Here is a 22,764-nt window from a genome sequence, read left to right as displayed (position 1 = left end):
CTCAAGCTGACGCGGCCCATCCTCAGCCGGCGCGGAAAATAAGATGATCCTCCCAATCCTCTTCCGCCACGCTGCCTTCGGCGAGCATGCGCCCGGACTGGGAAATACGCTCGTGATGCACCGCATCGCGATCGCCGCACACCAGGTGGTGCCAGAGCGGCAGGTCCTTGCCCTCGCTCACCAGGCGGTAGCCGCAGGTGGGCGGCAGCCACTTGAATTCGTCGGCCTTGCCCGGGGTCAGCTGGATGCAGTCGGGCACCGACTCGCGGCGATTCGCGTAGTCACTGCACTGGCAGGTCTTCAGGTCCAGCAGCTTGCAGGCGATACGCGTGTAATAGACGCTGTTGTCGTCTTCGTCCTCAAGCTTTTGCAGGCAGCACAGACCGCAGCCATCGCACAACGACTCCCATTCCTGCGAATCGAGTTGTTCGAGGGTTTTGCGTATCCAGAAAGGTTCGACTTTGGCGGCCATGGCTCAAGCATCAGTATCCGAGGGTGAAAAGGCCGCCAGTCTAGTGCCGAAGACCCGGCGGGCCAAGCGCTTACGACTGTCGGTAGTCAGGGGCTTGTCAGCGGGCAATGGGCACAGTAGCTTTGCCCCTCGGACCGACCCACGTCCGTGTGCCATTAACGCTCGACCGCGTTGCACCCGGTAGATCGCGCGGGGTCAGGAATACCCCTTCGCTCAGCTCAACTGCGCCTGCCGGTTTATTCCATCATTCTCAAATGTTGCCAGGAGATTTTCCATGAGCGCCAACACTCGCGTTGCCGACTACGCCATCCACCCGCAGTTCACCCAGCGCTGGTCGCCACGAGCCTTCACCGGCGAAAACATCCCGGAAGAAACCCTGCTGAGCTTCTTCGAGGCCGCACGCTGGGCGCCTTCGGCCTACAACTCGCAACCTTGGCGCTTCCTCTATGCACGGCGCGACACGCCAAACTGGGAGCGCTTCCTTGGCCTGCTCAACGAATTCAACCGTGGCTGGGCGCAGCACGCCTCGGCCCTGGTGATCGTGATCTCGAAAACCACCTTCACCGTCCCCGGCGCCACTGAAGAAACCCCGGCCCTGTGGCACACCTTCGACACCGGTTCGGCCTGGGGCCACCTGGCGCTGCAGGCCAGCCTCAGTGGCTGGCACACCCACGGCATGGCCGGTTTCGACCAGGAACTGACCCGCAAGGAGCTGAAGATTCCCGAAGGCTACGCCCTGCACGCGGCCGTGGCCGTGGGCAAGCTGGGCGACAAGTCGACCCTGGCCGACTACCTGCAGGCCCGCGAAGAACCAAGCCCGCGCCGCCCTCTGAGCGAAACCGCGGCCGAAGGCGATTTCAGCCTGTAACAGGCCAATCGGTTGTATAGGAGCAAGCGCGCTCGCGACAGCCACGCTTGCCAGGCAAGCGCGGCGCCCTGCTGGGCTTCGCGAGCAAGCTCGCTCCTACGGCCAGGCCCCTCTCAATAGCCGCGGGCGAAATCCACTTCACCGCGCAACGCCTGCCGGGCCTCATAGGCCCGCAGGTTATCGACGAACAACTGCACCATCAGTTCCGGCGAAGTCGGTGCCGAGCTATGGCCGGTCAACAGCAGGCCCCAGGCAGTCCAGAACGGGTGCCGCTGCGGCAACGGTTCCTGGCGGCAGACATCGATGACCGCACCCGCCAGGTGGCCGTCCTTGAGCGCCTGCACCAGGTCCGCATCGACCACCGCAACGCCCCGCCCGACATTGATGAACAGCCCGGTGGGCTTGAACTGCTTGAACAGCGCCGCGTCATACAGGTCGTGGGTGCTCGGCGTGTTGGGCAGCAGGTTGACCACATAATCCACCTCCCCCACCAGGCGTCCCAGCTCTTCCAGGCCGGCCACTTCGATGAACGGCGCCTGTTCCCGGGCCTGGCTGGCGATGCCGTACAACTTCACCCCGAACGGCAGCAGGAACTGCGCCACGCTCTGGCCGATGTCCCCGGTACCGACGATCAGCACCTTGCGCCCCACCAGGCTCTGGCCCAGGCGGTTGTCCCACTTGCGCTCGACCTGGCTGACCAGCCGCGGCAGCACTTCGCGTTCGTGGCCGAGGATGTAGGTCAGCACGTACTCGGCCATCACCTGGCCGAAGATGCCCACCGCCCGGGTCAGGCGGTAATGCCGGGGCAGGCCGTCGGCCAGCAACGGGGTAATGCCGGCCCAGGTGGACTGCAGCCACTGGGGCTGGTGGCCCTGGCGCAGCAGGGTCGCCAGCAGGTCCGGCTGCCCCAGCCAGACCGGGCAGTCGGCCGCCAGCCGCGCCAGCTCGGCAGAGTCGCCGCTGCTCAGCACTTCCAGCTCCGGGACCGCCTGACGCAACAGGCGGGTGTAGACAGCGTGATCGTGTTCGGCAATCAGAACGCGCATGGTTCAAACCTTAAAAACGGTGCAGGCAACCACCGACGGAGTTTCGCTCCATCGATCAAGGTGGCTGCCAGGTTAGTCAATTGCACTTGCGCGACGCTCGGGACCGAGCGTCTACAGGTCAGACCGGATCATTGCGACGCAGCAGCTCTTCAGGCAGGTGCTCGATGTACTCGTCTTCCGCCGGTGGCATCTGCAGGTGATAGCCCTGCTTGTCGAGATTCTCCAGCACCTGGTGGATGTCCTCGCGAGACAGCTTGCGCTCGGGAGACAACACCAGGTCGAAAGCGTGTTGCGGCTTGCCGAAGGCCTGCAGCAGGTTTTCCGGCACGCGTTCCAGGGCCTCGCTTTTCAGCACGTAGAGGTACATCTCGTTCTTGCGCGGGCTTTTGTAGATGGAGCAGATACGTTTCAAGGCTGTTCTCCAGCGGTGGCCAGGCTGTCCAACAGCGCCTGGCCCATCAATTCGCGGCGCCAGCCACGCAGCGAATCAGGCAATTGGTAGGGCCCGTTGGGGTAGCCGCTCTTGAGCAGGCTTTCCAGGGTCTTCTTGCGCAGCATCACTTCCGGGGCGATCTGCAGCCGTTCGGCTTCAGCCTGGCCCACCGCCTTGAGGCGCTTGAGCAAGGCCGAGGCTTCGATCGGCAAGGGCTCGGGCACTGCTGGCGGCCATTGATCAGGGCCGACGCTGGCGGCGCGCTTGATCAGGTCGAGCAGGAACTCGCCGTCCTGGCGCACGGTACGCGGGTGCATGTCCTCGATCTTGGCCAGGGCCGAGAGGTTATCCGGCTGGGTCTTGGCCAGGGGCCAGAGCGCATGCTCGCGCACGATACGGTTGCGCGGCAGGTTGCGGGCTCGGGCTTCACGCTCGCGCCAGGCACAGAGTTCACGCAGCACCACCAGCTGGGCCCGGGACAGTTTCCAGGCCAGCTTGGCCTCGCGGTAGAGCTCGTACGGGTCCACTTCACGGCGCAGGTTGGCCACCAGCTCGGCGCCGTCTTCCAGCACCCAGCGGTACTTGTCCTCGGACAGCTTCGGCCGCAGTTCGGTGAACACCTGGGCCAGGTGCACGGCGTCTTCGGCGGCGTAGCTGACCTGGGTCTCCGACAGCGGGCGCTGCAGCCAGTCGGAGCGGGTCTCGCCCTTGGGCAGATCGATGCCCAGGACTTCCTGCACCAGGCGCGAATACCCCATGGAGAAGCCCAGGTTCAGGTAGGCCGCCGCCAGTTGCGTGTCGAACAACGGTGCCGGCAGGCTGCCGGTCAGGCGCAACAGGACTTCGAGGTCCTCGCTGCAGGCATGCACCACCTTGACCACCGCCGGGTTCTCCAGCAGGGCGGCCAGGGGCTGCCAGTCGTCGATGGTCAAAGGGTCAATCAGGTAGGCGCGCTGTCCATCGCCGATCTGCAGCAGGGCGGCAATGGGATAGAAGGTGTCGACCCGCATGAATTCGGTGTCGAGGGCAACGAATGGCAGCTGCTGCCATTCGGCGCAAAGCTGACCGAGGCTATCGTTGTCGCGAATCCAATGTATATCGATGGCCACACGGCTCTCCCTTGAAGAATGGCGCGCAGTATATATCGCCGCCAGGGATTTCCGAGCATTCACCCGACAAGAGCCAGTGCGAAACCCTCTGCGGCCGAGCAAGAATAGTCCGGGAGCCTGGACTAGCCCTGCTTTCTCAGCACATACACCCGCGCAGACACGAAACCGGGCAGGAAATCCTGATGGCCGAGCACCTCAAAGCCGGCCTGCTTGAACTCGGCCTCCAACTGCACCTTGTTCACCAGGGCAGACATGCCGGCCTCTTCCGACAGGGCCCCGCCGATCTTGAAGAAGGACTTGACCCGAGTGGCGACTATCACCGAATCGCGGCTGACCCGGTAGAACTCCCCCAGCAGTGCCAGGCGATCTTCACCACGGGCCACATGGGCGAACAACTGCATGCAGATGATGCTGTCCACTGCATTGGCCGACAGGCCGATGTCGAAGGCCGAGCTGTGGAAGGTCTTGACCCGCTTCATCAGGCTGGCCGGGTGATGGGTCTGGGCGTGCTGCAGCATCTCCTGGGACGGGTCCGCCGCCAGGATCACCCGGTTGCCATGCTCCGCCAGTACCGGCCAATAGCGTCCGGCACCGCAGGCCACGTCGAGGATCAGGCCCGGCTCGCCGGCCACCTTCAGGGCATGGCGCACCAGGCGCGCCGTGCGCCAGAGCGTCAGGCGCGCGCCAAGCCCGGCAGGCCGGGGCTCGCCGCAGACGCGGGCGTGCTCCTGGTCATAGCGCCGAGCGAACTCCAGTTCGATGGACGGTGGGGGGTGGGACGGCATGACAGGCGAACTCATGTTGGAATCCAGAATTGCAGGTTAACCAGTCGTTCGTGAAAAAAAGGTCGAAAGCCGTTCGAAGGGCGATCGAAGATCCAGGCCCCGTACAGCCTTGCCTGGTCGCAAGGCGGCACCAATAATGCTCCGGCCCCTTCTTTTGCCGGCCACTAAAGGAAAGATTCCATGTTGCCCCGTTTCCTGTTCTGCACCCTCCTGGGCCTCAGCGCCCCGGCCCTCAGCTTCGCCCAGACCCCGACCTCGCACCTGGACCAGGTGCTCGAACGGGGTCAGTTGAAGGTCTGCACCACCGGCGACTACAAGCCCTACAGCTACCTGCGCGAGGACGGGCGCTACGAAGGCATCGATATCGCCATGGCCGAGTCCCTGGCCCAGAGCCTCGGAGTGCGGGTGCAGTGGATCAACAGCACCTGGAAGACCTTGATGGCCGACTTCCAGAGCCAGCAGTGCGACATCGCTGTGGGCGGTATCTCGGTGTCCCTGGAAAGGCAGAAAAAAGCCTTCTTCAGCCAGCCCCTGGCCATCGACGGCAAGATTCCCCTGGTGCGCTGCGAGGATGTGCAGCGCTATCAGACCCTGGAGCAGATCAACCAGCCCTCGGTGCGCCTGATCGAACCGCCGGGAGGCACCAACGAAGTCTTCGCCCGGGCCCGCCTGCCCAAGGCCAGCCTGACCCTGTTCGCCGACAACGTGACGATCTTCGATCAACTGCTGGCCAAGCAGGCCGACGTGATGATCACCGACGCCTCGGAGGCGCGCTTCCAGCAAAAGCGCAAGCCGGGGCTGTGCGCAGTCAACCCCGAGCGCTATTTGCAATACAGCGAGAAAGCCTTCCTGCTGCCCCGGGACGATATGGCCTGGAAGAGCTACGTCGACCAGTGGCTGCACCTGAGCAAGGCCACCGGTGCCTACGAGCAGGTGGTGAATCAGTGGCTGGCGGCGCCCTGATCGCCCTCCAGCAGCATCTGCCGGAAGGCCTGGCAGGCGGCGCTGCGATAGGCGCCCTTGCGCTCCAGCAGCACCACATTGCGCGGCGCCGGCGGTGAGCGCAGGGCCAGGGTGCGCAACCCCGGCTGGGTACTGGCGATGGAACTGGGCAGGAGGGTCGCCAGGGGGCCGTGGCGGACGATCTCGACAATTGCACTGACCGAGTTGGCCTCGACGGCAATGCGTGGCGCGATGCCCTGCTGCCGGCAATACAGGTCGATGTGCCGGCGGGTGGCGAAATCCGCACCGAGCAGCACCAGGGACTGGCGGCCCAGCGCTGCGGCACTCAAGGGGCGGCGGCCCTGCTCGGGGCATTGCGGGCCGACCATCAGGCTCAGGGTCTCGCTGAACAGCGGCTGAGGCTCGATCTCCGCCAGGTGCCCGCCGGCAAAGGCAATCCCCAGGTCCACCCGGTCTTCGGCCAGAGCCGCTTCCAGGCGGTCCTGGGGCATTTCCTCGATGCCCAGGTCGATACCTGGATGACGCTGATTGAAGCGACTGAGCAAGGGCCCGGTCAGGTAGGCGGTGAAAGTCGGGGTCATGGCCAGTTTCAGAGTGCCACGGCTCAGGTCCTGTACATCGTGGATCGCCCGCCTGGCCGCCTCCAGGTCCTGCAGGGCACGACGGGCATAGGCGACATAGGCCTGGCCGGCATCGGTAAGGCGCACGCTGCGCCCGGAACGGTCGAACAGCGGCGCCCCCAGCGATTCCTCCAACTGCCTGATCTGTTGCGACAGGGTCGGTTGCGATACATGCAGTGCCTCAGCGGCACGAGTGAAGTTGCAGTGCTCGGCCACGGCCAGCAAGTAACGGATATGACGCAAGAGCATGACGACTCCAACTATAGGCAGTACTTATGGAAAGCATAATAAACCGATCTTGGACCCTATAGCCGAAAACTCCCATCCTTGCCCCATCAGCGACGCAAGGAGAACCCCATGCAGAACATCATCGACGGCTTCCTCAAGTTCCAGCGCGAAGCCTTTCCCCAGCGCAGCGCACTGTTCAAGCAACTGGCCAGTACCCAGAACCCGGGCACGCTGTTCATCACCTGCTCCGACAGCCGGGTGGTTCCGGAACTGCTGACCCAGCAAGAACCCGGCGACCTGTTCGTGATCCGCAACGCCGGCAACATCGTGCCCGGCTACGGCCCCGAGCCCGGCGGCGTGTCGGCCACCGTGGAGTACGCAGTGGCGGTACTGGGGGTCAGCGATATCGTCATCTGTGGCCACTCCGACTGCGGCGCCATGACCGCCATTGCCAAGTGCACGTGCCTCGACCACCTGCCCGCCGTAGCCAGTTGGCTGCGCCACGCCGACTCGGCCAGGGTGATCAATGCCGCCCGCCACCACAGCTCCATCGCCGAACACCTGGATGCCCTGGTACGGGACAACGTCATCGCCCAGCTGGCTAACCTGAAGACGCACCCTTCGGTAGCCCTGGCCCTGGCACAGGGCCGGCTGAACCTGCACGGCTGGGTGTATGACATCGAAAGCGGCGCCATCGCCGCCCTCGACGGCAACCATCAGCACTTCGTTTCCCTGGCCGAACACCCGCACACCTGTGCCCTGGCCAGCCACCCATCCAGCGCTGCCTGAACAGCGCCCGTTTCGTCACCCAAGAGGAACCGCCCCATGCTGCAATCACAATTCGCCCAAGCCCCCCGCCTGGCCCTGGCCGATACCATCATCGACGCCAAGGCGCGCAAGAATCTGTCGTGGCAGGAGCTTGCCGACGGCACCGGGCTGAGCCTGGCCTTCGTCACCGCGGCCCTGCTGGGCCAGCATGCCCTGCCCGCCGAGGCCGCCGACCGGGTGTGCGCCAAGCTCGACCTGGACCAGGACGCCAGCCGCCTGCTGCAGAGCATCCCGCTGCGCGGCAGCATCGCCGGTGGCATCCCCACCGACCCGACGGTGTACCGCTTCTATGAAATGCTCCAGGTCTACGGCTCGACCCTCAAGGCCCTGGTCCACGAACAATTCGGCGACGGCATCATCAGCGCCATCAACTTCAAGCTGGACATCAAGAAAGTCGAAGACCCCGAAGGTGGCTCCCGCGCCGTGATCACCCTGGACGGCAAATACCTGCCAACCAAACCGTTCTAAGGTCAGCGGCAAGCTTCAAGCCGCAAGCCTCAAGCTTGCCGCTTGAAGCTTGCAGCTTGCAGCTGCTGCTCTGCTATTTAGTTTTTAGGTCGCCCTGCAGACTTTCTGATTTGCCCCTCCCCCGCCCGCCAACGCCTAATCAGCCCCTGTTCCTTGAAGGCCTGATTATGGAAAACGTGCGTGCAAACTCCCGCCCCGCCCTCTGGCTGATGGCCAGTGTGGTACTGGTGGCGCTCAATCTGCGACCGTCGATGGCCGCTGTCGGCCCCCTGCTCTCGGGCATCCGTGGCGAAATCCCCCTGAGTTTCAGCCTGGCCTCCTTGCTGACCATGCTGCCGGTCATGGCCATGGGCCTGGCGATGTTCTTCGGCATGGGCATCAGCCAGCGCCTGGGCGAACACCGTACCGTGGTCCTGTCGCTGTTGATCATCGGCCTGGCCACGGTCTCGCGGCTGTTCATGGACTCGGCGGCCGAACTGATTCTCAGCGCGGTACTGGCGGGCATCGGTATCGCCCTGATCCAGGCCCTGATGCCGGCGCTGATCAAGTCGCGCTTTGCCGACAACGTCTCGCTGTTCATGGGCCTGTATGTCACCTCGATCATGGGCGGCGCGGCCATTGCGGCGTCCTTTGCCCCACTGGTGATGAATCACAGCGGCAGCTGGCGCCTGGCGCTGGCGATCTGGGCCGCCCTGGCCCTGCTGGCCCTGGGGTTCTGGTACGCCCAACGATCCGCCCTGCCCCGCCTGCCCGCCGCCAGCGCCGGGCGCGAATCCTTTGTCGGCAACCGTCGAGCCTGGCTGCTGGCGGTGTTCTTCGGCCTCGGCACCGCCTCCTACACCTGCGTGCTGGCCTGGCTGGCGCCCTATTACGTGGAGAACGGCTGGAGCGAACAGAACGCCGGCCTGTTGCTGGGTTTTCTCACCGCCATGGAAGTGATCTCCGGGCTGGTCACGCCGGCCATCGCCAACCGCAGCCAGGATCGGCGCCGGGTGCTGGTGATCCTGTTGCTGCTGATCATCGCCGGGTTCTGCGGCCTGATCCTCAGCCCGCAACACCTCAGCCTGCTCTGGCCGTGCCTGCTGGGCCTGGGCATTGGCGGGTTGTTTCCCATGAGCCTGATCGTCTCCCTCGACCACTTGCCCGACCCGCGTCGCGCCGGCGGCCTGACCGCCTTCGTGCAGGGCATCGGCTACCTGATCGCCGGCCTGTCGCCGCTGCTGGCGGGGATGATCCGCGACCAGCTCGGCAGCTTCGAATGGGCCTGGTGGTCGCTGACCGCAGTGATGCTGCTGATGATCCTCATGGTGCTGCGCTTCAATCCACGCCACTACGCCCAGCACATCCGCTGAAGCACCAGACGCCCGGGAGGCGTTGATGAACCCTGTGAGCTTTACCCAGGCCAACCTCGGCATGCTGCTCTGGACCCTGCTGATCGCCGCCTCGTTCTTCGCCGCGGCCCAGGTCAGCCAGGCCATCGACCCGGTGCTGCTGACCGCCCTGCGCCTGCTGTTCTCGGCGCTGATGTTCCTGCCGCTGCTGTGGCTCAAAGGCACCTCGCCAACGACCCTGGCCGGCTTGCGCGCCCATGCCGTGCTCGGGTTATTGCTGGCGCTGTACTTCGGTTCGCTGTTCGAGGCACTGCGCTACACCTCGGCCGTCAATACCGGGACCCTGTTCACGCTGGTGCCCTTGCTGACGCTGCTGTTCGAGGCCTGGCTGCTGCCCGGCAACGGCCAGCAACGCCGATTGCTGCCGATGCTGGTGGCCGGCGCCGGGGCCCTGCTGCTGATTCTCAAAGGGGGAGCCGCCGGGCAACTGCCATCGCTGTACGCCATGGGGGTGTACGCCCTGGGTTGCCTGGCCATGGCCCTGTACTCGCCCCTCAGCCAGCGCTTCAAGGCCCACAGCCTGCAGGGTCGCAGCCCGGCCGCCATGACCTTCTGGAACATGCTCTTCGGTGCGCTGTTCCTGTTTGCCACGAGCCTGGCCAGTGGCGGCTGGCGCAGTGGCGTGCTGCTGAGTGGCAACGACCTGCTGTGGCTGCTGTACCTGGCCCTGTTCGCCACCCTGGCGACCTTCTGGCTGTTGCACCGGGCGATTGGGGTGATCGCTCCGTCCACGGTGATTTCCTACATCTACCTGAGCACCCTGTGCCTGACCCTGTTCCACTGGCTGTGGCTGGGCCAGCCTCCCCGCCCCGGAGAATTACTCGGTGCGCTGCTGGTGGCCCTGGGCATGTTCGGGCTGGTGCGCAGCAGCCGACCGAGCACCGCCACGGCCTGAAAATGCCCGCTGCCGGACACGCATTTGCCGGCAGAAAAGGCGCAGGTCGTATTATCGGAAATTAATGTCCCGATGCTGTCCGCGAATCCCGCCCCCGGGCATTTAACTAGGACGATCGTTCCGCTAGCATCGACCCGGTTTGGCGCCACCGGCGCCAGGTGCCCAGCGGGATGGAACGGATGCTCATCAGCAATGTGCTCAGAAAACTCGACATGCAGGACCTCATGGTCTTTATCGCCGTGTACGAGCAAAGCAGTGTCACCGGGGTGTCGGAAACCCTCTGTGTCAGCCAGTCGACGGTCAGCTACTGCCTGAAGAAACTGCGCAACGGCTTCGAGGACGAGCTGTTCATCCACACCCGCACCGGCATGCGCCCGACCTACAAGGCCACCAGCATGTACGGCCACGTGCTGAAGATCCTCGAGAGCATCAACCTCTGCCACAGCGGCGTCCCGGCCTTCGATCCGATCCGCCAGGCGGTGACCTTCACCCTCTGCGCCCCGGAGTACTTCGAGCTGCTGATCCTGCCACGCCTGCTCAGGGGCTTCGACTATGCCGACCTGCCGGTAACGGTCAATGTGCAGAAGCTGGAGAGCGACATTCCCGCCGAAGAGCTGCGCGATGGCAGTGTCGACCTGGTGATCTGCTTCGGCCCGAACTTCCACCGTAGTCATGCCGACTTCAAGTCGCAGATGCTGCTGGAGGACGACCTGGTGTGCGTGTTCGACAAGCGTGCGACACCGCCCCAGGAACCGCGATTCAGCCTGCAGTCCTTCATCGAGCGGCGTCATGTGTTTCCCACGCCCTGGACTTCGGACAGCAACATGGTGGATGGCTGGCTGGCCCGGCAGGCCCACAAGCGGCAGATCGTCGCCCGTTCCAACAGCTACAGTGCGGCGTTGAAGATGATCACCGGCACCGATTTCATCCTCACCCTGCCGCGGCGCATCCAGGCGTTGCTGGCCAATGAAGCGGTGTTCAATCACTGCGAGGCCCCCAGCGGCCTGCCCGGCTTCACCCTGGACATGCAGTGGAGCCAGCGCACCGATCAGGACAGCGCACAGACCTGGCTCCGCGAACAGGTGGTCAAGGTCTGTGCCGAACTGGAACTGAGCTAGTCAGCGTCAGCTGGTGGACTTGCTGTAGGCCGCACGATCGATGTCGATGATCTCCACGCACAACTGCACCTGAAGCTGGGTCGGCCAGGGCGCCAGGTCCTGCAGCACTGCCAGCAGGCTCTCGGACAGCTGCTTCTTGATCTCCGGCGAACGGCCGCTGAGCAGGGCCAGCTTGACGTGGACGAAAGCCCGCTCGCCCAGGCCCGTACCGACCCGGAACGACTCGACTTTCAGCGCCCGACTCTTGATGTCGAATTCATCGGAAAACTGCCCGGATGCCACCAGCCCGTGGTTGAGCCGCAACAGCGCTTTGTCGACGTCCAGCTGGGGCAGGTTGGCGGTGTATTCCATGTACAGGTGCGGCATGGCAGAGCTCCCGGTCAGTCAGGGGTAAAAGGCGCTCCATACTACACAAGGCCGCCCCCCCGGTCGCATTAGCCCTTGGCCCTATTGCCCGGCCGTGACCACCCGTTCACGCAGCGCCAGGGTTTCCCAGGCCGCCACGAGCACCATCACCAGGGTGGTCAGGCTGCCCAGGGCCAGTGCGGAAAACACCTGGCTCCAGGCCGCCGGCAACAACAGCAGCAAACAGCCCAGCCCCGCCAGGTGCGACAACGGCGGCAACAGCCGATCGTTCATCACCCACTTGAACAGCGCGCAGCCCAGCAGGAACAGCCAGGGACCGCCGATGATCACCAGCACCCCGGCTGGGCTGGCGTGGTCCGGATGCACCAGCACCAGCTCATCGGCCACGGCGCTGACAATGATCCCGGCGACGATCAGCAGGTGCAGGTAGGTGTAGGCGATCCGGGCCTGGCGTCCCGGGTCGGCGGAGTGGGCTATGCGGTGGTGGGCGCGCTCGGCGCCGCTGTCGAAATACACCCACCACATGGCGATGCTGCCCAGCACCGCCACCACGAAACCCAGCACGCCCTGGACGCTGGTGCGCAGCTCGGCGAAGGTCGCGCCGGTGACCAGCAGCGACTCGCCCAGGGCAATGATCACGAACAGGCCGCAGCGCTCGGCCATGTGATTGCCTTCGACGTTCCAGTCCTCGAGGGTCGAGCGGCCCAGCCCCGGGACCCAGAAATACAGCGACGGCGATAGCACTTCGATGGTCAGGGCCAGCCCCCAGCACAACAGCCGCTGAGGTCCTTCCAGCAGGCCGCCAGCGATCCAGAAGAGGCCCGAGAACATCAGCCACAGGAGAATCCGCTGGAAGTTGCGGGTCATGTTCAACGCCTCGCCCCGCACCGCCCACAACGAATAGGCGGTGCGCCCCACCTGCATGAACACATAGGCCCCGGCGAACAGCAGGCCGCGCTCGCCAAAGGCCTGGGGGATCGAGGAAGACAGCAACAGCCCGGCCACCATCAGCACGAACAGCCCGAGGCGGATCGGCAGGGTTTCCGGGTCCAGCCAGTTGGTGATCCACGAGGTGAAGATCCACACCCACCACACCGCCACCATCAGCAGGGCCACCTGCAACGCCCCGCCCAGGGACAGGTGCGCCAGCAACGCGTGGGACAGCTGGGTCACGGCGAACACGAACACCAGGTCGAAGAACAGCTCGACCATGCCAACCTTGCCGCTGTCGTGGCTGCCACGCCCACGCAACAGGGAACGGGAACGACTCATGGACACTCTCCGCAGATCTGAGGTTTGAACAGGGGACTCACCCAGCAAAGCAGCCAGCCGGGAACAACGCCAAGCCGCCGGGGCCTATCAGGAGCCGGCCACTGCCAGGGGGGCCCGTTCGCTCATGAAAGCCTCCAGGCGCGAACGCAGCCAGCGCTCGGCAGGGTCGGTGTCGACATGGCTGAGCCAGACCATGGACAGATCCAGGGTCGGGGTCTTGAACGGGAACGGCTCGCAGTACAACTGCCCCGAGGCCGCCATGGCCGCCGCGGCATAATCGGGCAGGCTGGCAATCAGCTTGGTACCGGCGAGCAAGGCCGGCAACGAGCTGTACTGCGGCACCGAGAGCACCACCTGGCGGGTGCGGCCGATCTCCGCCAGCCACTCATCGGCAAAGCCGGACACGTTGGCGGTATGGGACACCAGCACATGGGGGCGCTGGCAATACTCGTCCAGGGTCAGCGGCGTGTCGCTGGCATCGGCCCGCAGCACGCTGGGCTGGATATGGCGCAGCAGCTTGCGCTTGGCATTGGCCGGCAGGCCACGGGTCTGGCTGATGCCGACGGTGATGTCGCCGGAGGCCAGCAGGTCGGGAATCCGCCAGTAATCCACGTGCTGGACCACGACCACCACCTGCGGTGCCTCCTGACGCAAGGCCCGCAGCAAGGGCGGCAGCAGACCGAACTCGACATCGTCGGAAAGACCGATGCGAAAAGTCATGGTGCTGCTGGCGGGGTCGAAATCGTGGGTCAGGCTCAGGGCCGAGGACAGCGCATCCAGGGCCGGCGACAGGTGCTGGATGATCTGCTCGGCACGGGCCGTGGGCTCCATGCGATGGCCAACGCGGATGAACAGCGGATCGTTGAACATCGCCCGCAGGCGATTGAGGGCCGAGCTGATGGTGGGCTGGCCGAGAAACAGTTTTTCCGCCACCCGGGTGACGTTGCGCTCCAGCATCAGCGCCTCGAACACCACCATCAGATTGATGTCGGCCTTGCGCAGTTCATTGCGATTCATCGGCGATGCCCCATTCCCCAGACGGTGCTCAGTGTAGAAAGGGCCGGGGGTTGGCGTCCAGGCAAGTTCTGCGACCGGACGCCAGCGCTCACAGGCGGCTCAGCAGGACTTGCTCAGGCAGCCCTTCGCCGTCGCCGCCACGGGGCGCCGGTCTTCCTGGCCCTGGCGCAGACGCAAGGCCGCCACGGCAGCGATCAGCAACACCAGGGCAATCACCTTAAGGCCGTTCATGGCATCGCCCGTGCTCATCTCGATCACTCCCATCACCGAGGGACCGACAAACCCGCCCAGCAGCCCGCAGGAGTTGACGAAACCCAGGCCGCCGGCCAGGGCCGCACCTTTGAGCCGCGACGCCGGGTACAGGAAGATGATCGACTGCACCACGAAGAACATCAGCGCCGCCACGCAGAAGCCCAGCAGGCTGAGGACCGGCCCGGAAAACGCGGCGATCAGCAGCCCCGCCGCCATCACCAGCAAACCACTGACCAGCAAGCGCCGGGCGCGCTGCGGGTCGGTGGCCAGGCGCGGCAGGCTGATTGCCCCCAGGGCCGCGGCGAGCCACGGCAGCGAGGTCAGCAGGCCGACACTCATGAGGCTCAGGGCGCCGTACTTGCTGATGATGCTGGGGAGGAAAAAGATCACCGTGTAGAGGGTTATCTGGTGACAGAAGTAGACGAAGATCGCCAGCAGGATCTGTGGCGTGAAGCATTGCCTGAACGAGTGCCCAGCCTGCCCCGCCCCCTCGTCGGCCTCACGGGCCAGGCGTTGTTCGATGGCTTGGGCTTCCTCGGCAGTGAGCCAGGGTGCGTGGCTGGGACGATCCGGCAGGCGCCGCCAGACCACCCAGGCGAAAAACACCGCCGGCAGCCCTTCGAGCAAAAACATCCACTGCCAGCCGTGCCAGCCCAAGAGCCCATCCATCTTCATCAGTGCCGCGCCCAGTGGACCACCGATGATGTTGGCCAGGCACACCCCGAGTAAAAAGTAGCCCGTGGCCCGGGCCCGCTGTTGCTGGTCGAACCAGTAAGTCAGGTACAGCATGACCCCGGGGAACAGCCCGGCTTCGGCGATGCCCAGCAGCAGGCGCAGCACGTAGAACGAGGTCTCGCCCTGGACAAAGGCCATGGCGGCGGAGATCAGCCCCCAGGTGACCATGATCCGGGCAATCCAGAACCGCGCGCCGACCTTGTGCATGATCAGGTTGCTCGGCACCTCGGACAGCGCATAAGTGAGAAAGAACAACCCGGCGCCCAGTCCGTAGGCCGCGGCGGAAATACCCAGGTCGACATCCAGCTGGTGCTTGGCCAGGGCAATGTTGGTGCGGTCGAGAAAACTCAGGACATAGGCCGCGATCAACAACGGCATGAGCTTGAGGAACATCAGGCGGGTCAACTGGTGCTGATCCCGGGGGGCGGTGGTGCTTGCAGTGTTCATGGGGCATATCCCTTTGTAATTGTTATGCGGGATGGTCAGCGGGCCAGGAGCCGGGACCGCTGACATGAAGCGGGCTGAGGGTCAGAAACCGACCTGGTCACGCCCCTTGAGCCCGAGCAGGGCTCGGGCCTCGTCCGGGGTCGCCACCCGGCCGCCCAGGGCCTCGATCACCGTGCGGATGCGGCGCACCTGATCGGCGTTGCTCGCCGCCAGCTTGCCGGGGCCATCCCACAACGAGTCTTCCAGGCCGACCCGGGCATGGCTGCCCATGGCCAGGCCCATGGTCGCCAGGGGAATCTGGTTGCGTCCGGCCCCGAGAATCGACCACTGATAGGCATCGCCAAACAGGCGGTCGGCAGTGCGGCGCATGTGCGCCAGGTCTTCCGGGTGCCCACCGATACCGCCCCGCAGGCCGAACACCGACTGGATGAACAGCGGTGCCTTGAGCAGGCCGCGCTCACGGAAATGCGCCGCGGTATACAGGTGGCCGATGTCGTAGCACTCGATCTCGAAACGAGTGCGATTTTCGGCACAGGCGCTGAGGATATGGGCGATATCGCGGAAGGTATTACGGAAGATCCGATCGTCGCTGTCCTCCAGGTACGGGCGCTCCCAGTCATGCTTGAACTCGGTGAAGCGGTTGAGCATTTCGTACAGCCCGAAATTCATCGAGCCCATGTTCAGCGACGCCAGTTCCGGCTTGAACTCCAGCACCGGTTGCAGGCGCTCCTCGACGCCCATGGTCGGCGCACCGCCGGTGGTGAGGTTGATCACCACGTCACTGGCGGCCTTGATCTGCGGCAGGAAACGCCGGAACAGCTCTGGGTCCTGGCTCGGCCGGCCGTCTTCCGGGTCCCGCGCATGCAGGTGCACGATCGCCGCGCCGGCCTCGGCGGCAGCAATAGCCTCGGCGGCGATCTCCCCGGCGGTGATCGGCAGATGGGGCGACATGGAAGGGGTGTGGATCGCCCCGGTCACGGCGCAGGTGATGATGACAGGTGTTTTTCCAGGCATGACGGTACTCCGACTTTTATTCTTGATGAAAAAAATCCCAGGGTGTGGCTGATGGCATGCACCGCTGAAGGCTGCAGCGGCGCGGGCTGCTTGCGCGGCTAGAGGTATTCGACGTTGCCGTCGACGCTGATCGCCTGGCCGGTGACGTTGCGCGCCGCCGGCGAACAGAGGAACAGCGCCATGGCCGCCACGTCTTCGGCGCTGACCATGCGCTTGAGGGAAATCTTCTCCAGGTACTGTTCGCGCATCTCGGCCACCGCTACCCCGGTCTGCTGGGCCCGGGCCTGGATCACCGCGTCCATGCGCGGCCCCTCGACAATCCCCGGCAACAGCGCATTGACCCGGATATCACTGGCCCCCAGCTCCGCCGCCAGGGATTTCATCAGCCCGACGATCGCCCACTTGGTGGCGGCATAGGGCGTGCGCCAGGCGTAGCCCAGGCGCCCGGCCACCGAGGCGATGTGCAGCAGGTGGGCCTTGTCCGAGGCCTTGAGCAGGGGCACCGCGTGGTGGGCGAAGCGGTATTGCGCGGTCAGGTTGATATCGATGGTGCGCTGCCAGTCCTGGTCGCTGACCTCATCGATGCCCGCGGTGGGGCCGGCGATCCCGGCGTTGTTGACCAGTACATCGAGGCCGCCGAAATGCTCCAGCTGGAGACTGAACAGCGCCTGGATCTGCGCCGGATCGGCGACATCGGTGCGGGTCGCCAGCGCCGCGGGATAGCGCTGACGAAATGCCGCCAGGGCCGTCTCGCTGACATCGCACACATGCACCTGGGCGCCGGCTTCGAGGTAGGCCGCGGCCAGTACTTCACCGATGCCCGCGGCACCGCCGGAAATCATCACCCGCAAGCCCGGGTAGGGTTGCAACCGCTGCAGGACGCTCATGCCCGACCTCCTTTGGCCGCGACAGCCGATGCGCCGGCACTCTTGGCCAGCAAGCGCCCGAGAGAATCCGCCGCCTGCATGATGTCGTCGGTGACCGCCGCCCGCGCCCCTGGCCCGTCACCGGCACGCAGCGCCTCGACAATTCGATCGTGGGCCTGCATGGAGCGTTGCAGGTGGGCCTTGTCCGGCGCCACTAGGGCGAAGCAGGGGCCCATGTGCAACCAGAAGTTCTCCACCGCGGCCATGGTCAGCTCGGCCTGGGCCACGGCATAGATGCGCCGGTGAAAGGCGAAGTTGGTCCAGAGGTAGCGGGACACATCCACTTCATCGGCCGCCTTCTGCATCTGCCGGCAGAGGTCGGCAATGGCCTGCATATCGTCCATTTGCAGGAGCTGCACGGCCTTTTCCGCCAGCAACCCTTCCAGGGCCACCCGCGCATCGCGGATTTCCCGCAGGCGCTCCACCGTCATCATGCGCACCCGCAGGCGCGAGGTTTCGGTGACTTCAAAGGCGTTTTCCGCACTGAGGCGCTGCAGCGCCTCGCGCACCGGCATCGGACTCGAGCCCAGGGCTTCGGCCAGGCCGCGGATGGTCAGCTTCTGACCGGGCTGGAAGCGCCCGCTCATCAGGGCTTCGCGGATCTGGCGATAGACCTGGTCCTGCAAGGTATCGCGAGCAACCTGGCGCAATGAGGGCAGACGGGTAGGACCTTCGGACATGGGATGTACCTGTGTTGTGGTTCTTGTGCTCGCAATATGTGATCACAAATCAAATATGTCAAATACCAGGTGTCGGACCGCTGAATTGGCGACGGCATGATTCAAAGAGAAAAAAACATCTACATGTTCCGCTCTGCGAAACCATATTCCGTATTGACCGCATTATTTATTGGTGACAGGATAATTTGCACACGCTGGCCCATAGAGCGAAACAAGACCCATCATTAATGGCTTGCCGCGCTATTCGTCACTTTGAAAGCACACCGCGCTCGCCAGCCTCTCACTGCCCTTCACCCGGAGACTTCTGCAATGAGTTGCGACACCCCCCTGCCCACCGTCGAATCCACGTTGCACGAATCCATCCTGGTGCTGACCCTCGATAACCCACCGGTCAACGCCCTCGGGGTCGAAGTCCGGCGCGGGCTGCTGGCCGCCCTCGATAGCGCGGCCGACAACCCGGCGGTCGAAGGCATCCTGATACTGGGTGCCGGCCGGCACTTTTGTGGCGGCGCCGATATCCGCGAGTTCGGCAAGCCGCCCCAGCCTCCGGCACTGCCGGAGCTGGTCAAGCGCATCGAGGCTTGCGCCAAGCCCGTGGTTGCGGCGATCCATGGCGTGGCGTTGGGCGGCGGCCTGGAAGTCGCCCTCGCCGCGCACTATCGGCTGGCCGTACGCGGTGCACGGCTTGGCCTGCCGGAGGTTCAGCTTGGCCTGCTGCCGGGCGCCGGTGGCACCCAACGCCTGCCACGCCTGATCGGTGCCAAGGCGGCCCTGGAGCTGATGCTCAGCGGCCGCCACCTGAGTGCCGAGCAAGCCCTGGAGCTGGGCCTGGTGGACCGCCTGGGTGACAGCGACGATGCCCAGGCCGAAGGCCTGGCCTACCTGGGCCAATTGTTGGCGAACCAGGCCGGTGCCAGGCGCACCCGGGATGCCCTGGCCCTGAGCGACCTGGCCCCCCAGCGGGCCGCCATTGCGGCCGCCCGCGAGCAGGCCGGCAAGAAATCCCGCGGCTTGCTGTCTCCGCACCACATCATCCAGGCCGTCGAGGCCACCCTCGACCGGCCGTTCGAGGACGGCCTGAAAGAAGAACGCCGGTTGTTCCTGGAATGCCTCGACAGCCCGCAGCGGGCCGGCCTGGTGCATGCCTTCTTCGCCGAGCGCGAGGTGCTCAAGGCTCCGGAAACCCGCGCCGCAGCACCTCGCGCCCTTGAACAGATCGGCGTGGTCGGTGGCGGCACCATGGGCGCCGGCATCGCCGTGGCTGCCCTCGACGCCGGCCTGCAGGTGACCATGATCGAGCGCGACCAGGCCGCCCTGGCCCGTGGCCGTGGCAACGTCGAGAAGGTCTATGACGGGTTGATCGACAAGGGTCGCCTGAGCGCGGTGGACAAGGCCGCCACCCTGGCCCGCTTCAGTGCCAGCATCGACTACCGGGCACTGGCCCAGGCCGACCTGGTGATCGAGGCGGTCTTCGAGGACATGGCCGCCAAGCAGGCGGTGTTCAAGGAGCTGGACCGGGTGTGCAAGGCCGGCGCGGTGCTGGCCAGCAACACCTCCTACCTGGATATCAACGTCATTGCCCAGAGCATCTCGCGCCCCGCCGACGTCATCGGCCTGCACTTCTTCTCCCCCGCCAACATCATGAAGCTGCTGGAGATCGTGGTCCCGGCCAAGGTCGCCGCGCAGGTCGTGGCCACGGCCTTCGAACTGGCAAAAAAACTGCACAAGGTGCCGGTGCGCGCCGGGGTCTGCGACGGTTTTATCGGCAACCGGATCCTCGCGGTCTATCGCCAGGCGGTGGACGCCATGCTCGAAGACGGCGCCTCGCCCTATCAGATCGACCAGGCCCTGCGTGACTTCGGCTTTCCCATGGGGCCCTTCCAGGTGGCCGACCTGGCCGGCGGCGACATCGGCTGGGCGACCCGCAAGCGCAAGGCCGCGACCCGCGACCCCAAGGCACGCTATGTACAGGTTGCCGACCGGCTCTGCGAGCGCGGCTGGTTCGGGCAGAAAACCGGCCGCGGCTACTACCTCTATCCCCAGGGCCCGCGCAGCGCCAGCGAGGACCCGGAGGTGCTGGCGATCATCGACGCCGAGCGCCAGCGCGCCGGTATCACCCCGCGCACCTTCAGCGCCGCACAAATCATCCGCCGCTACATGGCCGCGATGATCAACGAAGCCGCCAACGTGGTGCACGAAGGCATTGCCCTGCGGCCCCTGGATGTGGACATCGCGCTTATCCATGGCTACGGCTTCCCGCGCTATCGCGGCGGCCCGCTCAAGTATGCCGACCAGTACGGCCTGCCCCAGGTCCTGGCGGATATCCGCGAGTTCGCCGAGGACGACCCGCAATTCTGGAAACCCTCACCCTTGCTGGTGGCGCTGGTGGAGCGCGAAGCGAACTTCGACAGCCTCAACCACGCCCACTGAACACAGGAAATCGATCCATGCGCGAAGCCGTTATCGTCTCCACTGCCCGCACGCCCCTGACCAAGGCCCACCGTGGCGAGTTCAACATCACCCCCGGCCCGACCCTTGCCGCCTTCGCCGTGCGCGCCGCGGTCGAGCGGGCCGGCATCGATCCCGGGCTGATCGAGGACGCGATCCTCGGTTGCGGCTACGGCGAAGGCACCACCGGGCGCAACATCGCCCGCCAGGCAGTGATCCGCGCCGGCTTGCCCGTCAGCATCGCCGGCACCACGGTCAACCGCTTCTGCGCCTCGGGCTTGCAAGCCATCGCCATGGCGGCGGGACGCATCGTGGTCGAGGGTGTTCCGGCGATCATCGCCGGCGGCCTGGAAAGCATTTCCCAGATCCGTGGCCGTGGCACCGACGACCCGGACCTCGACCCCTGGCTGCTGCAGCACAAGCCGGAGCTGTTCCTGCCGATGATCGAGACCGCGGACATCGTCGCCGCCCGCTACGGCATCAGCCGCGAGGCCCAGGACCGTTTCTCGCTGGAAAGCCAGCGCAAGACCGAGGCCGCGCAACTGGCCGGCCACTACCAGGCGGAAATCATTCCCTGCACCACCACCATGGCCGTGACCGACAAACACAGCGGCCCCATCAGCCAGCAGCCGGTCACGGTCGCTGCCGACACCTGCAACCGCCGCGGCAGTACCTACGAGGCGCTGGCCAAACTCGAACCGGTGCTGGGCCCGGACCGATTCATCAGCGCCGGCAACGCCTCGCAGCTGTCCGATGGCGCCTCGGCCTGCGTGCTGATGGAGGCGCGGGAAGCCTCCCGCGCCAACCTTCAGCCCCTGGGGGTGTTTCGCGGCATGGCCGTTGCCGGCTGCGAACCCGACGAAATGGGCATCGGTCCGGTGTTCGCGGTGCCCAGGCTACTGGCCCGGCATGGCCTCACGGTCGATGACATCGGCCTGTGGGAGCTCAACGAAGCCTTCGCCTCGCAAGCCCTCTATTGCCAGCAACGCCTGGGCATCGCCGACGAATGCCTGAACGTCAACGGCGGGGCCATTGCCCTGGGCCACCCTTTTGGCATGACCGGTGCCCGCCTGGCCGGCCATGTGCTGCTCGAAGGCCGCCGCCGCGGGGTCAAGTACGCCGTGGTCAGCATGTGCATCGCCGGCGGCATGGGCGCCGCCGCGCTGTTCGAAATCTATTGAGGAAAGCGACATGGACCTGAATTTCACTGAACAGGAAGAAGCCTTCCGCAACGAGGTGCAAGGCTTTCTCGCCGAACAGTTGCCGACGCACCTGCGGGACAAGGTCGCCAATGGCGCGCACCTGTCCAAGGACGACATGGCGCAATGGCACGCGATCCTCAACGCCCGTGGCTGGCTGGCCAACCACTGGCCCGTGGCCTTTGGCGGGCCGGGCTGGAGCCCGGTGGAAAAGTTCATCTTCGAACTCGAATGCGGCCTGGCCAACGCGCCGCGCATCGTGCCCTTCGGGGTCAACATGCTGGGGCCGGTGCTGATCAAGTACGGCACCGTGCAACAGCAGGACTATTGGCTGCCACGCATCCTCGATGGCCGCCACTGGTGGTGCCAGGGCTACTCGGAGCCCGGTGCCGGCTCGGACCTGGCGGCCGTGAAGACCACCGCCGTGCTCGACGGCGATCACTATGTGGTCAACGGCCAGAAGACCTGGACCACCCTCGGCCAGCACGCCAACATGATTTTCTGCCTGGTGCGCACCGACCGCGAAGCCAAGCCCCAGGAGGGCATCAGCTTCCTGCTGATCGACATGAACAGCCCCGGGGTCGAGGTGCGGCCGATCATCACCCTGGAAGGGGATCATGAAATCAACGAAGTGTTCTTCACCGACGTGCGAGTACCGGTGGCCAACCGGGTTGGCGACGAGCACAAGGGCTGGACCTGCGCCAAGTACCTGCTGACCTACGAACGCACCAACATCGCCGGGGTCGGCTTGTCCATGGCGGCGCTGCAGCGCCTCAAGCGCCTGGCCGCGCAACGGACCCGCAACGGTCGGCCCCTGTTGGAGGATCCATCCTTCGCCGCCCGCTTGGCCCGGGTCGAGATCGACCTGGAGAACATGAAGACCACCAACCTGCGGGTGATCGCCGCGGTCGCCGGCGGCGGCGCCCCGGGGGCGGAAAGCTCGATGCTGAAGATCTGCGGCACCGAGATCCGCCAGGAACTGACCTCGCTGCTGCGCCGGGCCATGGGGCCGGCAGCCCGGCTGGTGATCGACGAGGACGACCGGACCCTGGACCAGGGCCATGGCTTCGCCAGCAACGCGACGGCGCAGTACTTCAACAACCGCAAGCTGTCGATCTTCGGCGGCTCCAATGAAATCCAGAAAAACATCATCTCGAAAATGATTCTCGGGCTCTGAGGGCGCG

General features: G+C 65.3%; 23 protein-coding genes. 10 read left to right on the top strand and 13 right to left on the bottom strand.

Annotation, left to right across the window (positions count from 1 at the left end; genetic code table 11):
- Window positions 1–22 precede the first annotated feature (22 nt).
- A complete protein-coding gene (locus ACZ5BO_RS08985) occupies window positions 23–472 on the bottom strand; it encodes a YcgN family cysteine cluster protein (RefSeq protein WP_025127958.1) in 450 nt (149 codons plus the stop codon).
- A 274-nt stretch (window positions 473–746) separates the two neighbouring features.
- Between ACZ5BO_RS08985 and ACZ5BO_RS08980 the strand changes: the two genes are divergently transcribed.
- Complete coding sequence (locus tag ACZ5BO_RS08980; RefSeq protein ID WP_025127957.1) at window positions 747–1,340, top strand: nitroreductase family protein; 594 nt, start codon at window positions 747–749, stop codon at window positions 1,338–1,340.
- Window positions 1,341–1,453: 113 nt separating this feature from the next.
- On the opposite strand, the gene ACZ5BO_RS08975 is transcribed toward ACZ5BO_RS08980, so the two are convergent.
- From ACZ5BO_RS08975 to ACZ5BO_RS08960, 4 genes are all read right to left on the bottom strand, one after another.
- Window positions 1,454–2,386, bottom strand: coding sequence for a D-2-hydroxyacid dehydrogenase (locus ACZ5BO_RS08975; RefSeq protein ID WP_464699313.1), 933 nt, complete (start codon window positions 2,384–2,386; stop codon window positions 1,454–1,456).
- A 118-nt stretch (window positions 2,387–2,504) separates the two neighbouring features.
- Window positions 2,505–2,798 carry a YcgL domain-containing protein gene (locus tag ACZ5BO_RS08970; protein ID WP_025127955.1) on the bottom strand — a complete coding sequence of 98 codons (294 nt, stop codon included), beginning with the start codon at window positions 2,796–2,798 and terminating at the stop codon, window positions 2,505–2,507.
- Window positions 2,795–3,928: a ribonuclease D gene (gene rnd, locus ACZ5BO_RS08965; protein ID WP_025127954.1), complete on the bottom strand. Its 1,134-nt coding sequence runs from the start codon at window positions 3,926–3,928 to the stop codon at window positions 2,795–2,797. Before rnd ends, ACZ5BO_RS08970 begins: the two co-directional genes overlap by 4 nt.
- A 122-nt stretch (window positions 3,929–4,050) precedes the next feature.
- Window positions 4,051–4,713 (bottom strand): class I SAM-dependent methyltransferase, encoded by a 663-nt coding sequence (locus tag ACZ5BO_RS08960; protein WP_464701214.1) that lies wholly within the window; start codon window positions 4,711–4,713, stop codon window positions 4,051–4,053.
- Window positions 4,714–4,893: 180 nt separating this feature from the next.
- Between ACZ5BO_RS08960 and ACZ5BO_RS08955 the strand changes: the two genes are divergently transcribed.
- Window positions 4,894–5,676, top strand: a complete 783-nt coding sequence (locus tag ACZ5BO_RS08955) for a transporter substrate-binding domain-containing protein (protein ID WP_464699311.1) — start codon at window positions 4,894–4,896, stop codon at window positions 5,674–5,676.
- Here the strand turns inward: ACZ5BO_RS08955 and cynR are convergent.
- A complete protein-coding gene (gene cynR / locus ACZ5BO_RS08950) occupies window positions 5,655–6,545 on the bottom strand; it encodes a transcriptional regulator CynR (protein ID WP_025127951.1) in 891 nt (296 codons plus the stop codon). The two genes, ACZ5BO_RS08955 and cynR, sit on opposite strands and share 22 nt — an antisense overlap.
- Window positions 6,546–6,653: 108 nt before the next feature.
- Here cynR and ACZ5BO_RS08945 point away from each other — a divergent pair, with 108 nt between their 5' ends.
- The 5 genes from ACZ5BO_RS08945 to ACZ5BO_RS08925 all read left to right on the top strand — a co-directional run bounded on the left by ACZ5BO_RS08945 (window position 6,654) and on the right by ACZ5BO_RS08925 (window position 11,224).
- The gene (locus tag ACZ5BO_RS08945; protein WP_025127950.1) at window positions 6,654–7,313 is read left to right on the top strand and encodes a carbonic anhydrase; all 660 of its coding nucleotides are present in this window, start codon (window positions 6,654–6,656) and stop codon (window positions 7,311–7,313) included.
- 36 nt (window positions 7,314–7,349) lie between these two features.
- On the top strand, window positions 7,350–7,820 hold the full coding sequence (gene cynS / locus ACZ5BO_RS08940) for a cyanase (RefSeq protein ID WP_025127949.1): 471 nt from the start codon (window positions 7,350–7,352) through the stop codon (window positions 7,818–7,820).
- Window positions 7,821–7,987: 167 nt separating this feature from the next.
- Entirely contained in the window at window positions 7,988–9,172 is a 1,185-nt protein-coding gene (locus ACZ5BO_RS08935; RefSeq protein ID WP_025127948.1) for a cyanate transporter, read from the top strand.
- Between the two features lie 25 nt (window positions 9,173–9,197).
- On the top strand, window positions 9,198–10,106 hold the full coding sequence (locus tag ACZ5BO_RS08930; RefSeq protein ID WP_464699309.1) for a DMT family transporter: 909 nt from the start codon (window positions 9,198–9,200) through the stop codon (window positions 10,104–10,106).
- 179 nt (window positions 10,107–10,285) lie between these two features.
- Window positions 10,286–11,224, top strand: coding sequence for a LysR family transcriptional regulator (locus ACZ5BO_RS08925; protein ID WP_025127946.1), 939 nt, complete (start codon window positions 10,286–10,288; stop codon window positions 11,222–11,224).
- 6 nt (window positions 11,225–11,230) lie between these two features.
- Here the strand turns inward: ACZ5BO_RS08925 and ACZ5BO_RS08920 are convergent, their stop codons facing one another.
- The 7 genes from ACZ5BO_RS08920 to ACZ5BO_RS08890 all read right to left on the bottom strand — a co-directional run bounded on the left by ACZ5BO_RS08920 (window position 11,231) and on the right by ACZ5BO_RS08890 (window position 17,933).
- On the bottom strand, window positions 11,231–11,590 hold the full coding sequence (locus ACZ5BO_RS08920; protein ID WP_025127945.1) for a 5-carboxymethyl-2-hydroxymuconate Delta-isomerase: 360 nt from the start codon (window positions 11,588–11,590) through the stop codon (window positions 11,231–11,233).
- Window positions 11,591–11,671: 81 nt separating this feature from the next.
- Entirely contained in the window at window positions 11,672–12,862 is a 1,191-nt protein-coding gene (locus ACZ5BO_RS08915; protein ID WP_464699307.1) for a low temperature requirement protein A, read from the bottom strand.
- An 87-nt stretch (window positions 12,863–12,949) separates the two neighbouring features.
- Complete coding sequence (locus ACZ5BO_RS08910; RefSeq protein WP_464699305.1) at window positions 12,950–13,879, bottom strand: LysR substrate-binding domain-containing protein; 930 nt, start codon at window positions 13,877–13,879, stop codon at window positions 12,950–12,952.
- Between the two features lie 99 nt (window positions 13,880–13,978).
- Entirely contained in the window at window positions 13,979–15,313 is a 1,335-nt protein-coding gene (locus tag ACZ5BO_RS08905) for an MFS transporter (protein WP_464699303.1), read from the bottom strand.
- 81 nt (window positions 15,314–15,394) lie between these two features.
- Complete coding sequence (gene kce, locus ACZ5BO_RS08900) at window positions 15,395–16,327, bottom strand: 3,5-dioxohexanoate:acetyl-CoA acetone transferase (protein WP_464699301.1); 933 nt, start codon at window positions 16,325–16,327, stop codon at window positions 15,395–15,397.
- Between the two features lie 98 nt (window positions 16,328–16,425).
- Window positions 16,426–17,214, bottom strand: coding sequence for an SDR family oxidoreductase (locus tag ACZ5BO_RS08895; RefSeq protein WP_464699299.1), 789 nt, complete (start codon window positions 17,212–17,214; stop codon window positions 16,426–16,428).
- Window positions 17,211–17,933 carry a GntR family transcriptional regulator gene (locus ACZ5BO_RS08890; RefSeq protein WP_025127939.1) on the bottom strand — a complete coding sequence of 241 codons (723 nt, stop codon included), beginning with the start codon at window positions 17,931–17,933 and terminating at the stop codon, window positions 17,211–17,213. The genes ACZ5BO_RS08895 and ACZ5BO_RS08890 overlap by 4 nt, the downstream gene beginning before the upstream one ends.
- A 309-nt stretch (window positions 17,934–18,242) precedes the next feature.
- Here ACZ5BO_RS08890 and ACZ5BO_RS08885 point away from each other — a divergent pair, with 309 nt between their 5' ends.
- Genes ACZ5BO_RS08885 through ACZ5BO_RS08875 form a run of 3 tightly spaced genes read left to right on the top strand, consistent with a single transcriptional unit; the run spans window position 18,243 to window position 22,757 of the window.
- The gene (locus tag ACZ5BO_RS08885; protein WP_464699297.1) at window positions 18,243–20,363 is read left to right on the top strand and encodes a 3-hydroxyacyl-CoA dehydrogenase NAD-binding domain-containing protein; all 2,121 of its coding nucleotides are present in this window, start codon (window positions 18,243–18,245) and stop codon (window positions 20,361–20,363) included.
- Window positions 20,364–20,380: 17 nt separating this feature from the next.
- Window positions 20,381–21,562 carry an acetyl-CoA C-acyltransferase gene (locus tag ACZ5BO_RS08880; RefSeq protein ID WP_464699295.1) on the top strand — a complete coding sequence of 394 codons (1,182 nt, stop codon included), beginning with the start codon at window positions 20,381–20,383 and terminating at the stop codon, window positions 21,560–21,562.
- Window positions 21,563–21,572: 10 nt separating this feature from the next.
- Window positions 21,573–22,757: an acyl-CoA dehydrogenase family protein gene (locus ACZ5BO_RS08875; protein ID WP_464699293.1), complete on the top strand. Its 1,185-nt coding sequence runs from the start codon at window positions 21,573–21,575 to the stop codon at window positions 22,755–22,757.
- Window positions 22,758–22,764: the final 7 nt, after the last annotated feature.

The sequence above is a fragment of the Pseudomonas sp. FFPRI_1 genome (assembly GCF_055384485.1).
Note: the sequence above shows the minus strand (reverse complement) of the source record. Positions and strands in the feature narration are given on the sequence as shown.

Bases quoted from the DNA above. Each gene is read 5' to 3' on its own strand.
- ACZ5BO_RS08985 (WP_025127958.1), bottom strand. From the start codon at position 472: ATGGCCGCCAAAGTCGAACCTTTCTGGATACGCAAAACCCTCGAACAA.
- ACZ5BO_RS08885 (WP_464699297.1), top strand. From the start codon at position 18,243: ATGAGTTGCGACACCCCCCTGCCCACCGTCGAATCCACGTTGCACGAA.
- ACZ5BO_RS08935 (WP_025127948.1), top strand. From the start codon at position 7,988: ATGGAAAACGTGCGTGCAAACTCCCGCCCCGCCCTCTGGCTGATGGCC.
- kce (WP_464699301.1), bottom strand. From the start codon at position 16,327: ATGCCTGGAAAAACACCTGTCATCATCACCTGCGCCGTGACCGGGGCG.
- ACZ5BO_RS08925 (WP_025127946.1), top strand. From the start codon at position 10,286: ATGCTCATCAGCAATGTGCTCAGAAAACTCGACATGCAGGACCTCATG.
- ACZ5BO_RS08895 (WP_464699299.1), bottom strand. From the start codon at position 17,214: ATGAGCGTCCTGCAGCGGTTGCAACCCTACCCGGGCTTGCGGGTGATG.
- cynS (WP_025127949.1), top strand. From the start codon at position 7,350: ATGCTGCAATCACAATTCGCCCAAGCCCCCCGCCTGGCCCTGGCCGAT.
- ACZ5BO_RS08890 (WP_025127939.1), bottom strand. From the start codon at position 17,933: ATGTCCGAAGGTCCTACCCGTCTGCCCTCATTGCGCCAGGTTGCTCGC.
- ACZ5BO_RS08930 (WP_464699309.1), top strand. From the start codon at position 9,198: ATGAACCCTGTGAGCTTTACCCAGGCCAACCTCGGCATGCTGCTCTGG.
- cynR (WP_025127951.1), bottom strand. From the start codon at position 6,545: ATGCTCTTGCGTCATATCCGTTACTTGCTGGCCGTGGCCGAGCACTGC.
- ACZ5BO_RS08960 (WP_464701214.1), bottom strand. From the start codon at position 4,713: ATGCCGTCCCACCCCCCACCGTCCATCGAACTGGAGTTCGCTCGGCGC.
- ACZ5BO_RS08945 (WP_025127950.1), top strand. From the start codon at position 6,654: ATGCAGAACATCATCGACGGCTTCCTCAAGTTCCAGCGCGAAGCCTTT.
- ACZ5BO_RS08905 (WP_464699303.1), bottom strand. From the start codon at position 15,313: ATGAACACTGCAAGCACCACCGCCCCCCGGGATCAGCACCAGTTGACC.
- ACZ5BO_RS08955 (WP_464699311.1), top strand. From the start codon at position 4,894: ATGTTGCCCCGTTTCCTGTTCTGCACCCTCCTGGGCCTCAGCGCCCCG.
- ACZ5BO_RS08875 (WP_464699293.1), top strand. From the start codon at position 21,573: ATGGACCTGAATTTCACTGAACAGGAAGAAGCCTTCCGCAACGAGGTG.
- ACZ5BO_RS08880 (WP_464699295.1), top strand. From the start codon at position 20,381: ATGCGCGAAGCCGTTATCGTCTCCACTGCCCGCACGCCCCTGACCAAG.
- ACZ5BO_RS08915 (WP_464699307.1), bottom strand. From the start codon at position 12,862: ATGAGTCGTTCCCGTTCCCTGTTGCGTGGGCGTGGCAGCCACGACAGC.
- ACZ5BO_RS08980 (WP_025127957.1), top strand. From the start codon at position 747: ATGAGCGCCAACACTCGCGTTGCCGACTACGCCATCCACCCGCAGTTC.
- ACZ5BO_RS08910 (WP_464699305.1), bottom strand. From the start codon at position 13,879: ATGAATCGCAATGAACTGCGCAAGGCCGACATCAATCTGATGGTGGTG.
- ACZ5BO_RS08975 (WP_464699313.1), bottom strand. From the start codon at position 2,386: ATGCGCGTTCTGATTGCCGAACACGATCACGCTGTCTACACCCGCCTG.
- ACZ5BO_RS08920 (WP_025127945.1), bottom strand. From the start codon at position 11,590: ATGCCGCACCTGTACATGGAATACACCGCCAACCTGCCCCAGCTGGAC.